The following is a 14202-nucleotide window of genomic DNA, read 5'->3' on the forward strand; positions in this document are numbered from 1 at the left end:
TAATTTTAACTTCTTCAAATCTAATTTTCGAATCATGGAAATGTATATAGATCCTCATATTCACTTGGTCTCCCGGACGACGGATGACTACGAAGCCATGCGCAAAGCAGGAATCGTTGCGACTATTGAGCCTGCCTTTTGGTTAGGTCAACCTCGAACCGAAGTCGGTTCTTTCAAGGACTATTTTAGCACATTGGTCGGTTGGGAGCGCTTTCGTGCAAGCCAGTTTGGGATAGTGCACTATTGCACCATCGGCCTCAATTCCAAGGAAGCCAACAATGTGCCCCTCGCTGAACAAGTGATGGAGTTGCTTCCCCTGTATGCAGGAAAAGAAGGAGTAGTTGCGATCGGAGAGATCGGTTATGATGACCAAACTGATGCAGAAGACCGTTTTTATCGACTCCAATTGGAATTGGCAAAAGAAGTCAGCCTTCCGGTTTTGATTCACACCCCACATCGGGACAAGAAAAAAGGAACTACCCGCTCTATGGATGTGGCCGAAGAGCACGGAATGGATCCGTATTGGGTGGTGGTTGATCACAACAATGAGGAGACTGTAAAGGAAGTGCTAGACCGGGGTTTCTGGGCTGCATTTACCATTTATCCACATACCAAAATGGGTTCTGAACGCATGGTCGAAATCGTCAAACAATACGGCCCTGAGCGGATAATTGTTAATTCAGCAGCGGATTGGGGCATTTCTGATCCCATTGCAGTACCGAAGACTGCTGCCTTGATGCGCAAGATGGGAATTCCGGAAGAGCATGTTCGTTTGACAACCTATCAAAATGCGTTAACCGTATTTGGCCTAAGCGGACAAATGCACGAAGATGACTGGTTGAAGGCCCCTCCGATTGATCAAACAAAAAAAATGGGTGGAAATTCCGTTCTGCGTGGAGGTCAAATTCCGAGAGTTGAAGGTCCTGCCGACCGAGTAGAAAATTAACCCATGCGTCAATCGAAGATTTTTCCTTATCTCCAACTGACCCGCCCGGCTAATGTGATCACTGCGATCGCAGACATCTGGGCGGGTTTTGCCATTGCAGGTGCATGGGATTACATGGCCACAGATTGGGTCTATGGTGATCAAACTTTTTGGTGGAATTTGCTTTGGCTTTCATTGAGTACAATTGGTTTGTATGCCGGTGGAGTAGCCTTCAATGACGTAGCAGATGCGGAGTTGGACGCCATTGAACGGCCGGAACGACCAATACCCAGCGGTCGCGCTTCCAAATCCACCGCCACGCTGATGTCTTCCGCACTGTTGATTTTTGGAATTGTCTGTGCATTTCAGGTCAACTCGGTCGCTGGGGCTTTGGCTATAACTGTGGCGGTTTGTGCTGTTCTGTATGATTATTGGGGAAAACATCAGCGCATTTTAGGTCCGATCAATATGGGGCTTTGCCGAACCGGAAATCTCCTTCTTGGTGTCAGTGTGGCGCCGGAAGTCTTGGAAAAAATCTGGCCAATAGGTGTTTTACCCTTAATCTACGTAGCAGCGATCACTATGATCAGCAGGGGCGAGGTGCATGGGAAAAACCGCAAAGCCCTTTTCGCGGGAGGATTAATGTATGCGTCCATTTTCGTGGCAATTTTTGCTTTGGCCTATCTGGAGAGTCCGGGATACTTGCAAGTCCTTCCTTTTTTAGCTTTGCTTGCGTATATGATATTTCCGCCTCTAGCCAAAGCCATTCGAACTCAGGAACCCAAATTCATTGGCAAATCGGTGAAAGCAGCGGTGATTTCCCTGATCATTGTGAATGCATCCTTGGCTTCTGCTTTCTCTGGTTGGCCCATTGGAATCATCGTTTTGCTGCTTCTTCCAATTTCCCTTTGGTTGGCCAAAAAATTTGCCGTAACCTGAGTCGAAAATAAACCAATTTACCGCCGATTTTGTCTTGAAATCGGCAAAAGCCCGAATAACCTCTTGCTTAAGTACCTATGAATACGATTCTAGAACAGAAATTTTCAGTTCCATTCCACTATCCGGTTTGTTTTACAGAAGACCTTTTCGATCCCACGAATCGGATTTTTGTGGAGGTACTCAAGGGAGACCGTATTCCAAAAGTTTTGTTTGTCATTGACAGTGGAGTGGCGGACACGCATCCAACACTGATTTCACAGATAAAATCTTACGCTCAGGCCCATAGTAATTCCTTCATTTTGGCTACCGAACCCATGATTGTCACAGGTGGAGAGGCTTGCAAAAATGACGAAACCCTATATCATAAAGTGGTAGAGGCCACACATCTTTTTGGAATTGATCGGCATTCCTACATTGCCGTGATCGGTGGGGGTGCGGTGTTGGACATGGTGGGCTTTGCTGCTGCGATTTCCCATCGGGGCATTCGTCTGATTCGGATTCCCACCACAGTACTTTCTCAAAATGACTCTGCCGTTGGAGTAAAAAACAGCATCAATGCATTTGGAAAGAAGAATTACCTCGGGACTTTTACTCCTCCGGTGGCGGTGCTTAATGATTTCAATTTCCTAAAAACGCTGGATGACCGGGATTGGAGAGCGGGTATTTCCGAAGCAATCAAAGTAGCCTTGATCAAGGATTTGAGCTTTTTTGAGTGGTTGGAAAGCAAAGCAGAAGCACTAGCCCGACGGGAAATGGAACCCATGAAGGTGCACATCATCCGCTCGGCCAAGATGCACATGGACCACATCGCAGGGAAAGATCCGTTTGAGTTTGGCTCCTCGAGACCGCTTGATTTTGGACATTGGGCAGCACATAAATTGGAAAAGCTGAGCGATTTCCGAATTCGTCACGGAGAAGCTGTAGCAATTGGAATTGCATTGGATTCCGCCTATTCTTTTTTGCAGGGAAGAATCGGGGAAGAAGACCTAATAAGGATCATTCGTACGATGAAGACCTTGGGCTTTGACCTTTTTGCACCGGAATTGAAAGGAGAAAATCTGATCCAGGGACTAAAAGAATTCCAGGAACATTTGGGTGGTCAGCTGACAATTATGCTTTTGGAAAAGCTCGGAAAAGGAGTAGAAGTCCACGAAATGGACTCGGATTTGATCTATAAGTCAGTAGAATTGCTACATTCCATTCAGGAAAATTCAAGTCTGATTCCTTCCTGATTTTTATTCGGTCAAGCTATGGACATTAAAGGATTTCATCTGAGCTATTGCAGCAATATCCATCCGGGTGAAAGCTGGGATGCTACGTTTCGCAACTTAAAAATTTACATTCCTGAAGTCAGGAACCGACTTCAGGAAAAGGGCTCTTTTGGGATCGGTCTTCGACTTTCCAATGAAGCCAGTTTAATCCTCGAAAAGCCTGAAAAACTCAAGAAATTTCAGGATTGGTTGAAAAAGGAAAACGCCTACGTGTTTACGATGAACGGATTTCCTTACGGGGATTTTCACCGTCAAATCGTCAAGGAAAAGGTTCACTTTCCGGATTGGACAACTTTAGACCGTCGGGATTACACCCTTCGTTGTTTTAGGATTCTTGACCAACTTTTGCCCGAAGGAATGGAAGGTGGAATTTCCACTTCCCCGATTTCTTACCGGTATTGGTTTAAGGCAGAGACGGAGTTATCCACAGCCATGGAAAAAGCAACAGTTCATCTGCTGGAAGTTGTGGAAGAGTTGGTTAATATCCGAAAGGAAACCGGCAAAGTCCTCCATTTGGATATTGAACCGGAGCCTGACGGAGTTCTGGAGAACTCGGATGAAATGATCTGGTTGTTTACCGAATGGCTTTTGCCGAAGGGAAAGCCTTGGTTGGCAGAAAAGCTCAGCATTTCCGAACAAGAGGCCGAAATTTTGATCAAAACCCACATTCAGGTGTGCTATGACGTCTGTCATTTTGCAATCGTGTATGAGGAACCTGCAGCCGTGATTGCCAAATTTTCAGCCAAAGGTATCCGAATCGGAAAAATCCAAATCTCTGCTGCGCTCAAAGTCATAATTCCAGAAACAGCTAACGGGAAATTCAGTCTGGGAAAAAAGCTTCAGGCCTTTGCAGAATCGACTTACCTCCATCAAGTAGTGGCAAGGACTATTGGGGGAACCTTGATTTCCTATCCAGATTTGCCGCAAGCCTTAGACAAACTTCCGGACAGCAAGGAGCAGGAATGGAGAGTTCATTTCCACGTCCCTGTTTTTATGGAACACTATGGGACTTTTTCCTCTACCCAAGAGGCTATTTCGATTGTACTCAAGGAAATTTTATCCAATCCGGCATTAACCAAACACTTGGAAGTGGAGACGTATACGTGGGAAGTTTTGCCTGAGGAAACAAAACTCAGCTTGGGTGAATCCATCTCGCGCGAACTGTCGTGGGTGATTGGAGAGATGGAGAAATAGCTGAACTAAAAGACGGAAAGCGGTCCAACCTCCCCTTAGGGAGAGGAAATTCGGACCCGTTAAGAATATAAATCACTGCTAAAACAGGGATTTTGTAATCAAACTATGAAAAAAACAGTAGTCCTGGACATCGTTGCTTTATCTCCCCGAGTGATCGGTGAGCATACTCCTTTTTTGAAAAATTGGATAGCTTCAAAGAAGCAAGCTGTAATAGAACCTGTACTTCCGGCAGTTACCTGCTCGGCGCAATCTGTTTATCTGACTGGAAAATGGCCAACAGAGAATGGAATCGTAGGCAACGGTTGGTACTTTCAAGACGAGTGCGAAATCAAATTTTGGCGACAGTCCAACAAGCTAGTGCAGGCCGAGAAGGTTTGGGAAGTCCTGCGCAAAGAGAACCCAGATTTCACAGTAGCGAATATGTTTTGGTGGTACAATATGTATTCCTCGGCAGACTATGCGGTGACTCCGCGCCCGCTGTATCCGGCGGATGGGCGTAAATTACCCGATTGCCACAGCCAACCCATGGAGCTGCGGGATAAACTTCAGTCTGAGTTGGGTCAGTTTCCGCTGTTCACTTTTTGGGGACCTAATACGACCATTGAATCCAGCAAATGGATCGCAGACGCGGCTAAGAAGGTAGAGGAGTGGTATAATCCTACGCTGAATCTGATCTACATTCCGCATCTCGACTATAATCTGCAGAAGTACGGTATCGATTTTAGCAAAATTTCCAAGGACCTCCGGGAAGTTGACGAGCTGGCCAAAGACCTGGTTACCTTTTTTGAAAATCGTGGAGCCGAAGTCTTACTGCTTTCCGAATATGGGATTACCAGTGTTAGTAAGCCGGTTCACCTCAACCGGATCTTCCGGGAAAAAGGCTGGATTCAGGTAAAGAATGAATTGGGAAGAGAAACTTTGGATGCCGGAACTTCGGCAGTTTTTGCGGTAGCTGATCATCAAGTCGCTCACGTCCATGTCAACGATCACTCCAAATTGGCTGAAGTCAAAGCCCTGCTTGAAAAGACTCCGGGTGTGGAAAAAGTGCTGGATACACAAGGCAAAAAGGATTACCATATCGATCACGTCCGATCAGGTGACCTGGTGGTGATAGCCGATGCGGACTCCTGGTTTACCTATTATTTCTGGTTGGACGATACCAAAGCGCCAGACTATGCCCGCTGCGTGGATATCCACCGCAAGCCCGGGTACGATCCGGTCGAGCTGGTGCTCGATCCGGCGATTAAGATCCCGATTCTGAAAATCGGCTCCAAGGTGCTGAAGAAAAAGCTTGGATTTCGATACCTGATGGACGTGATTCCTTTGGAGGCGACCTTGGTGAAAGGGGCCCACGGGCGGATTCCCGAGTCGGACCTGGACAAACCGCTTTTGGTAGCTGATCCTTCTATTTTTGATTCTGATCGAATCCAACCCACGGCAGTCTTTGACCTGATTATCAAATCAGTGAACCGTTAAGTTTCATAACTTTTTGAAGTTGATTATTTGACCACAATACATTCGCACCTTTTGGAAAAAATTATTTTAAGCGAATGCTGATTTTGTTTTTCAGAGACGGCGTCCTCTGTATATGTGGACGATCAACTCGGCTTTGGGGAGATAAATTTTAAATCTTTATTACACCAACCCCAACCGCTTCTTGACCGTAAGCAGGTTTTCCTGCTTTTTGGGCTCCCTGTTTTGGCGGCAGTACTCAGTATGGTAATGATGCTTTTGCATAAAGACCAACTGCAATTCGTCCCAGGCTTGTTCGGTAAAGTTGGGATTAAAGTGCTTCAGTTCTTCAAAAAGTGTTTCTCCGATCTGCTCAAATAGATCGGTTCCAAGATATTCCAAATCCGCATCAGCCAGGATGTTTTCCAAATGATTGGTTGGGCTTTGTGGGATTTTGGTGGCCATGATCATCCCATATATTTTCTTCAGCTCTTCCGGAGAGTATGCCTTAGCCAAGTAGCTTTCGGCAATTTTGCAGCCTTTTTCTTCGTGATCCTTGGGATTATCAATAAACCCGGTGTCGTGAAAAAGTGCCGCCAGCTTCAGCAAGTGAAGATCTTCGGCTGAAACATTTGATTCTTTGGCCAAAAAGACCGCCTTTTCCAGCACATAGGCTGTATGTTCCAGATTGTGATAAGTCAGGTGTTGAGGCAGGTTTGCCAGAATGTCCCGATAGACCGTATGTTGGATTTCCTCAAATACCATCAGCTGTGCTTTTTACCGACCCTTTTGATTACTCCTCCTTTTACTTCTTTTATGGTTTGTACATAAAAGAAAGCTTTAGGGTCAATTTGTTGAATCGCCTCTTTCATGCGGTGAACCTCCAGCCTTGTAACTACAGTCATGATAATGTCACAGGGATGCTTGATGTGAAAGGTATCAGGAAGGTACCCTCTTTCTCCTTTATATACAGAAATCGCCTTTCCAAATTCCTTTACAATCAATTCCTTTACTTTTTCGTCTTCCCGTGATATGACCGTCAAAGCAGTGTATTCCTCAAATCCCTCTACTACATAATCTGTCATTTTGATTGCTGTGAAGTAGGTAAGGATAGAATACATTGCAGGTTCTATGCCAAAGAAAATCGCCGCAAATAACATAATAATGGAATTGAGAAAGACTGTGATTTCACTCGCAGATAGTGGTGAGCTTTTTTGGACAAATTCAGTAATTACCTCAAAGCCGTCAATTAACCCTCCTCCTCGAATAATCAATCCAATTCCTAACCCCATCAATATACCTCCAAAAATAGCGCTCAATACCAGATCATTGGTAATTGGCGGGATATCAAGAAAAACTAACACGATAACCAATAAAAAAACGGAGAAGCTGGATTGAACTGCAAAGGTCTTTCCTATTTTTTTCCACCCTAGCCAGAGAAATGGAATGTTGATCAAAACCAAAAGAAGGTTTAGGTCAATATCGTATTGCAGGTTTACAATAATTGCAATGCCGGTTACTCCCCCATCCAAAAACTTATTGGGAAGCATAAATACCTTGAGGGCAACAGCAGCACAAAATACACCCAGTACGATGTAAATGATGGAAAATGGATCAAAAACTGATCTCCAATCAATGTTTTGTCTGGTACTAATCATCCCAGCTTGTCCTAAAAAAGTAAATATTTTTGGTCTTTGTCATTTCGGATAAAATTTAGGTAAAAACCTAATCTCCCCAAATTTTCCTGTTCGGAATCTACGAGGAAAGTAGAAATAATCTGTGGTATTTAAAACGATTGGCCCGTTTTACTAATCCAATCGTGGCAGACTGAGCTTGTACTTCATTGCAATCAGGCGAATACTGATAATCAAAGACATCGAAATCAATAAATTGTAATTTCTCTCCAGGCCAAAGTAATTCAAAACCAAATAGACAACTGCCCCAGCCAAGCAGGCAGAGGCATAGATTTCCTTTCTGAATAGAATTGGAATTTCATTAGTCAAGGTATCTCGAATCACACCGCCCATTACTGCGGAAAACATCCCCATAATTGCGGCAATTTCCGGACGCACACCCAAACTTAGCGCCTTTTCAACCCCCAAAACTGTAAAGAATCCTATTCCTAAAGTATCAAAGAGGAAGAATGTTTTTCGTAATCGACTGAGAAAATTCGGAAAAATAAAAGCTGCCAATACCCCTGCTAGAATGGCATAGAGCACTTGTACATTGCCGATCCACACTAAGGGATAACTGTTCAGTAAAATATCCCGAAGTGTACCACCGCCAATAGCAGTAATGAAGCCCGTAAACCCTGCACCAAACAAATCATGCTCTTTTTCCCGGATGGCCAAAGCTCCTGAGATGGCAAAAACAAATGTTCCGGTGAGTTCCAGTGCGTATTGAAGTTCCATGGATTGGCAATTCTGTTTGGAGTTGGTAGCAGGAGGTATCCTGAATAAAGTTAAGGATTACATTTTCACCATGACAAAAACTCCCATTTCCCGCTGGTTTAGGACCATGACGGTTTTTGGATGTTCCAAAAAGCGGAATCCCATTTGCTCCAACCTATCCAAGTGTTCCTTAAGGAGCAAAAACCGCTCTGAACCATCAGGAAGTGCGAATTTGCCAGCTTCAAGAGATTGACTTTGCGTTACAATTCCCCCCAATCCTGTAGTCATCCGAAACCAAAAAACACCTCCTGGTTTGAGCACTCGATGGATTTCAGCAATCATTTGCCAGAAGTTTTCCTGGCTGGAGGCAAAGTGTAAAACTGCCGAACAGATTACAGCATCAAATGCCCCTGTATGGAATGGGATTTCCTCCAGCTTTCCAGTCTGAAATCGGAAAGTGTCAAAATCCGGATTGAGACTTTTAGCCAGATATCTGCAGTATTGCACAGCCACTTCATTGGGATCGATCCCAAAAACCGAATAGCCCTGGTTGATAAAATAAACTGCATTTCTACCTTCCCCGCACCCGGCATCCAGGATTTTCATTTCTTTGGTGAATCTACCCTTCAGGATCTGGTCCAAGAGGTAGATGTCAACATTTCCCAAGAGCCGGTTCAACTCATTCACTTCCATGTTCAAATTGGTCTAAGGCTTCCTTGGCTTTCAACCGTCCGATTTCCACTAGCTCTCCTGCCCGATGAAATTCCAAGGTTCCAGCCTGCTTTCTGGAGAGTCGAACCCGCACGTCCACTGGGTATTTTTCGATTAACAGCTCACAAAACCGATCCTGAAGCAAGTCGAAAGAACGGGTAATCAAATTGAGAGAGGACAGGGATTCCTGTTTTTCTTCTTTTTCAGGGAAAAACTGAGTCATTTTCTTCCGGTAATCTTCAAGCCAATTGGGCATGGAAATGAAGCTTCTTCCTGAAGAATCTTTTTTGGGCGGATGGATAAAAAGTTCTTCAGGTCCGTTCACATCTACGACCACCAACAGATTTTTCTCTGAATTTCGAATAAGAGAAACCGGTACTGGGTTCAGGACTCCTCCATCGATGAATTCATGTCGATGGTGCCTAGCCGGCTGAAAAACACTGGGGATGCTTCCGGAAGCACGAATGGCTGCATATAGACTGCCTTCACGAAAAACATACTCTTTCCCCGATTTGTAATCCACGGCATTGCAGGCGAAAGGAATCTTTAAATCTTCAATTTGACAATCTTGAACTACTTTTTTCAAGGCATTGTATACCTTTTCCCCTTTGATAAACCCCCGGCTGGAAAACGTAAAATCCATAAGGGAAAAAACATCCACACGGTCCAGATTGCAAATCCAGTCCTTGAACTCGGGCATTTTACCTGCGGCATACATTCCGCCTACCAAAGCACCCGCTGAGCAACCCGCCAATTCAGTGATCTCATATCCACGGTTTTCCAACTCTTCGATCACACCCACGTGAGCCAATCCTCTGGCTCCTCCACTGCTCAAAACCAATGAAACTGTTTTCTTTTTTGCCATATATTTAGGCTTCAAAAGTTGTTGGAAAAATAAAAAATTACATACGAAGCTAACCATTATGAGCGAATTTAAGCCCTTTCATCTAGCCTTTCCTATTCGGGACATTGAGGAAACCCGTGCTTTTTACGGGGATTTGTTGGGATGTGACATCGGCCGAAGCACCGAAAGATGGATTGATTTCAACTTTTTCGGTCATCAGCTTTCCGCTCATATAAAGCCGGAGGAATTGGGCTCAAAAGCACTGACCACGGTGGACAATAAGCAAGTTCCCTTGCGCCACTTTGGAGTGATTTTGGAATGGGATGAGTTTGAAACTCTTGCGGAAAAACTGAAGACAAGCGGGATTGAGTTTGTTGTTAAACCGTATGTTCGATTCCAAGGGGAAGTGGGAGAGCAATACACTATGTTCTTTTTTGATCCCTGTGGAAATGCGTTGGAATTCAAGGCTTTCCGGGATAAGTCACAAATTTTTGCCAAGTAAATTCAACATTGAAAGAGCTATACCTCAATCAGCGGATTGGTCGCTTGGTAAAAAACGGAAATCAGGAGTTCCTGTATTTTAGCGGGACGTCCTACTTGGGAATGGATCAGATTCCTGAATATGAGGAGATCTTGATTCAAAATATCCGAAGGTATGGTTTCAATCATGGTTTGAGTCGTGTCAATAATGTCCGGCTTTCTGTTTTTGGGGAGTTTGAGGAACTATTTGCCAAGAACGCTGGCGCTGAATCGGCTGCAGTAGTGAGTTCGGGCTATCTTGCTGGAATATCAGCTTGGCAGTTTCTTTATCCTAAATCCAATACCTGCTGGATTGCACCTGACACCCATCCTGCAATTCTCCCAGCAGATTTAAAACCTGATTTTCAATTGAATTTTATACAATGGAAAAATCAGTGTTTGGAGCTTTCTGAAGGCATTCCTTCTCAGAAAATCCTTTTACTTGGGAATGCTGTGGATCCACTTCGGGCAGTGATTCATGATTATTCCTGGGTGAGGGATATCGCTAAAAAGCACGAGGTCACACTTTTAATCGACGACAGTCATGCCTTTGGAATCTTGGGAAAAAGTGTCTTTGGAACGTATTCTGCGCATCATGACCCCAAAATCAATTTAATTGTTTCCGGTTCTCTCGGGAAAGGGTTGGCGATGCCGGCGGGGATTATTTTAGGCAGCGAAGAGACTATTTCAGGAATCAAATCCCTCCCCATTTTCACTGGAGCTTCCCCTGGTTCTCCCGCCAACTTGCAGACTTTTCTCGACACTGGGAAAATTTATCAGACCCAAAACCAAAAGATTAAAGACTTTTCTGGGATTTTTTTCCAGGAAACGCAGGACTTATCCACAATTAATGGTTCACCAAAATTCCCTGTATTTGTATATCAAAATCAGGATTGGCCGGAGAAATTGGAGCGAATGGGTTTTATCACCTCTTCTTTTCCCTATCCCACTGCTGGTAGTCAGCGAATTAATCGAATTGTCATCTCAGGCTTTCATTCTTTGAATGACTTGATGGCCTTGAGTCTTAAACTACACCAACTTTCACAATCATGATCAAAAATCTGAGCTTTTTTGCCTTATCTATCTTGTGGATAAGTGCCTGTCAAACCAATGATCCTGTTCCATTTCAGGATGGCTTGGAGAAGTATCCCACTTTGCAAAAAGTGCTTGCAGATACAGCGAAATACCAGGTTCAGATACTCTATACTCAAATTGACCGGAACGAGCACGGCAATCCGCTTTTTAAGGAATACCCCTTCAACTTAAATGATGACCATTATTTTTATCCCGCCTCAACAGTAAAGCTTCCGATTGCTTTGCTGGCTTTGGAATGGCTGGAAGAACAAAAAATTGAAAGCCTCACTTTGGAAACGACCATGCTGACGGATTCAGTCCGTCCTTCTCAATTACCCGCAATAACAGATTCAACTTCCCAAAATGGCCTTCCTAGTATCGGTCATTACATCAAGAAGATTTTACTTGTTTCTGATAATGACGCCTCCAATCGACTCTATGAGTTGATGGGAATGGATTACATCAATCAAAAGCTTAAGGAAAAAGGCTTGAATCACACGGTTATCACTCAGCGCTTGAGTTTTCCGATTTCTCCGGAAGAGAATCGACATTTTAATCCGGTTCGGTTTGTGGATAACTCAGGAAAAACCATTTTTGAGCTTTCTGCTAGGCAGTCAGACAGTGCCTATGTAGTTCCCGGAAATCCTAAAATCGGAAAGGCGTATTATCGAAATGATTCTCTGGTTCAGGGAGGAATGGATTTTTCCTATAAGAATAAGTTTTCTCTATCTGACTTTGACGGAGTGGTAAAGAGGATCATTTTTCCTGAGGCTTTTCTAGGCATTGAGCGATTTAACCTAAACGAGGAGCATCGAAATTTTGTGTTGAAGTACATGAGCATGCTTCCTCGGGAAAGTACCTATCCCAAGTATGATACCGTGGAATACTACGATAGTTTTTCGAAGTTTTTCAAGTTTGGGACCGACAAAAAACCGATTCCATCCAGATTTCGGATTTTCAATAAGACGGGCTGGTCCTATGGTTACCTTATTGATGGATCCTATTTTGTGGATTTTGATAGTGGCGTTGAGTTTTTTGTCTCTGCCGTCGTTTATGTCAATGAAGACCAGATCCTCAACGACGACAAATACGAAACCGAGGAAATTGGGCTACCCTTTTTCGCAGAACTTGGAGAGTATTTATATCAATTGGAAGTGAAGCGAAAAAAAGCGATCCCTTCGGATTTGAGTAAGCTTAGATTTGACTATTAGGCGTTAACTGAAGCTTTCAAAATTCTTTCCTGCTTACAAACGAATAAGCCCCAGCATCCTATGGTTTAGGATGTAATTTGGATTTTCAATAGGCCTTTTCCAGAGACGGTATTTTTACCATAGGCTGTGGATAAGTATGGCCTAACTGGATTTTCAAGGCTCTTAGCTGGACTGTGGATAACTCCCAAGGTTGATGGATATCAAACCCTTTAATTGGCTTTAATTCAGGAAGCCAAAGCCTTATATAATCTCCGTTTCGGTCGTAATTTTTTGCTTGACGAAGGATGTTGAAATACCTGTTTTCTCTCGGGTCATTGCCTACACCTCCGACATACATCCAGTTGCCCCAGTTGGAGCAGACATCGTAGTCGATCAACTGGCTTTCGAAATAGGCTGCCCCCCATGTCCAGTCAATGCCAAGGTCATTGACCAGGAAGCTTGCCACGTTTTGACGGCCTCTGTTGGACATAAATCCAGTTGCCTTAAGTTCACGCATGTTTGCATCTACAAAAGGGACTCCTGTCAACCCCTCTACCCAGCGCTGGAATTGCGCCTTATCCCTTCGCCAGGAGTCCTCTTGATTTCTGATGCCATTAATGTGAAAGATTTTATCACCATGTTTTTTGGCGATAAACCTAAAATAATCCCTCCAAATTAGTTCGAAAATGAGCCAATACGTACTGTCATTCTTCTTCCGCTCCTGTTCGTATCGTTTGACTTCCTCATAAACAGTCCGTGGTGAAATACAGCCCAAAGCTAGCCAAGGAGAAAACTTGGAACTGTAATCCATTCCGATTAGACCGTTTCGGGTTTCTTTATAAACTTTCAGCAAATCCTTTTCCCAGAAATAGGACTGGAGTCGCCCTAGCGCGGATACCTCTCCACCTTTTATCTCCAACCACGATTTGGCATCCTGCTTGGGTTTCTCCAGTCCATATGTTTGTAGGTTTGGCAGTTCCCCCGGATTTGGAATCACTGCTTCACCTGAGTAATTGATCTTTTTTGGTGCAGGGAAAGTTGACCTGATCTTACATTGTTTTTCTACTTCTTTTCTGAATTGAGTAAATACTTCCGGAGTCTGTTTTATTGGAAAAGGCAAGTCATCAATATGATATAGCGTACTTTGCCAAAAACTTTCACAGGCAATTCCTTTGGTAAAAGCGGCCTTTTCCAAGGACTTATCCACTGTCAACTCTTCTGAAGTCGCTTCTTTTGAATAGAAAATAGCTTTGCATCCAATTTCCTCCGCCAACTCCAGAACTTTTTCTTCCGGTTTGCCTTTAAGAATCACCAAGTCTGCGCCCAACTTTTGTAATGATTCTCTCAGGGATTTGACAGATTCCAGCAGAAAATCCATTCGATGAATTCCCGTTTTTGGGAAACCCAATTCTGTTTTCTCAAACATCCGAGGGTCGAAACAATACACTGGAACCACTTCCTGGCTTTGTTGAATAGCCTTGTATAGAGTCTCTTGATCCAAAACCCGGAGATCATTTCGAAACCAAACTATTACTCTGCTATACTTCATATTTTTTGAACAGGCTGTTTAAGAAAAGTGTTTGAATGGTTCCACAAAAAATCTTTTTGCCCCAGTGGTACTGGATCCTTTTTAAACTTTGAGTTCGGGCTTTTTCTTCGGAAAATGCCCTTTCTTTCCAGTTTTCGATCGATT

14 protein-coding genes are annotated in these 14202 nt (G+C 43.9%); 8 read left to right on the forward strand and 6 right to left on the reverse strand.

Annotated elements, in window-relative coordinates:
- Positions 1–34: 34 nt before the first annotated feature.
- From D0X99_RS01405 to D0X99_RS01425, 5 genes are all read left to right on the forward strand, one after another.
- Positions 35–946, forward strand: coding sequence for a TatD family hydrolase (locus tag D0X99_RS01405; RefSeq protein ID WP_119475852.1), 912 nt, complete (start codon positions 35–37; stop codon positions 944–946).
- Between the two features lie 3 nt (positions 947–949).
- Positions 950–1864 (forward strand): UbiA-like protein EboC, encoded by a 915-nt coding sequence (gene eboC / locus D0X99_RS01410; protein WP_119475853.1) that lies wholly within the window; start codon positions 950–952, stop codon positions 1862–1864.
- A 77-nt stretch (positions 1865–1941) separates the two neighbouring features.
- Positions 1942–3096 carry a 3-dehydroquinate synthase gene (locus D0X99_RS01415; RefSeq protein WP_119475854.1) on the forward strand — a complete coding sequence of 385 codons (1155 nt, stop codon included), beginning with the start codon at positions 1942–1944 and terminating at the stop codon, positions 3094–3096.
- 18 nt (positions 3097–3114) lie between these two features.
- Entirely contained in the window at positions 3115–4329 is a 1215-nt protein-coding gene (gene eboE / locus D0X99_RS01420) for a metabolite traffic protein EboE (protein WP_119475855.1), read from the forward strand.
- Between the two features lie 105 nt (positions 4330–4434).
- Positions 4435–5805 carry an alkaline phosphatase family protein gene (locus D0X99_RS01425; RefSeq protein WP_119475856.1) on the forward strand — a complete coding sequence of 457 codons (1371 nt, stop codon included), beginning with the start codon at positions 4435–4437 and terminating at the stop codon, positions 5803–5805.
- Between the two features lie 159 nt (positions 5806–5964).
- Here the strand turns inward: D0X99_RS01425 and D0X99_RS01430 are convergent, their stop codons facing one another.
- The 5 genes from D0X99_RS01430 to D0X99_RS01450 all read right to left on the reverse strand — a co-directional run bounded on the left by D0X99_RS01430 (position 5965) and on the right by D0X99_RS01450 (position 9747).
- Positions 5965–6546, reverse strand: a complete 582-nt coding sequence (locus D0X99_RS01430) for an HD domain-containing protein (protein ID WP_119475857.1) — start codon at positions 6544–6546, stop codon at positions 5965–5967.
- Positions 6546–7439, reverse strand: a complete 894-nt coding sequence (locus tag D0X99_RS01435; protein WP_119475858.1) for a YitT family protein — start codon at positions 7437–7439, stop codon at positions 6546–6548. Before D0X99_RS01435 ends, D0X99_RS01430 begins: the two co-directional genes overlap by 1 nt.
- A 150-nt stretch (positions 7440–7589) precedes the next feature.
- On the reverse strand, positions 7590–8192 hold the full coding sequence (locus D0X99_RS01440) for a trimeric intracellular cation channel family protein (RefSeq protein ID WP_119475859.1): 603 nt from the start codon (positions 8190–8192) through the stop codon (positions 7590–7592).
- Positions 8193–8249: 57 nt separating this feature from the next.
- A complete protein-coding gene (locus D0X99_RS01445; RefSeq protein WP_119475860.1) occupies positions 8250–8864 on the reverse strand; it encodes a class I SAM-dependent methyltransferase in 615 nt (204 codons plus the stop codon).
- Positions 8851–9747, reverse strand: a complete 897-nt coding sequence (locus D0X99_RS01450) for a patatin-like phospholipase family protein (RefSeq protein WP_119475861.1) — start codon at positions 9745–9747, stop codon at positions 8851–8853. The genes D0X99_RS01445 and D0X99_RS01450 overlap by 14 nt, the downstream gene beginning before the upstream one ends.
- 58 nt (positions 9748–9805) lie before the next feature.
- On the opposite strand from D0X99_RS01450, the gene D0X99_RS01455 reads away from it, so the two are divergent.
- From D0X99_RS01455 to D0X99_RS01465, 3 genes are read left to right on the forward strand one after another with little or no spacing between them, the layout of a single operon-like run.
- A complete protein-coding gene (locus D0X99_RS01455) occupies positions 9806–10228 on the forward strand; it encodes a VOC family protein (protein ID WP_119475862.1) in 423 nt (140 codons plus the stop codon).
- An 8-nt stretch (positions 10229–10236) separates the two neighbouring features.
- Complete coding sequence (locus D0X99_RS01460; RefSeq protein ID WP_233553620.1) at positions 10237–11298, forward strand: aminotransferase class I/II-fold pyridoxal phosphate-dependent enzyme; 1062 nt, start codon at positions 10237–10239, stop codon at positions 11296–11298.
- On the forward strand, positions 11295–12530 hold the full coding sequence (locus D0X99_RS01465) for a serine hydrolase (protein WP_119475863.1): 1236 nt from the start codon (positions 11295–11297) through the stop codon (positions 12528–12530). Before D0X99_RS01460 ends, D0X99_RS01465 begins: the two co-directional genes overlap by 4 nt.
- Positions 12531–12615: 85 nt before the next feature.
- On the opposite strand, the gene D0X99_RS01470 is transcribed toward D0X99_RS01465, so the two are convergent.
- Positions 12616–14058 (reverse strand): DASH family cryptochrome, encoded by a 1443-nt coding sequence (locus tag D0X99_RS01470; protein ID WP_119475864.1) that lies wholly within the window; start codon positions 14056–14058, stop codon positions 12616–12618.
- Positions 14059–14202 lie beyond the last annotated feature (144 nt).

It is taken from the genome of Algoriphagus lacus (genome assembly GCF_003583985.1).
GTDB lineage: Bacteria > Bacteroidota > Bacteroidia > Cytophagales > Cyclobacteriaceae > Algoriphagus > Algoriphagus lacus.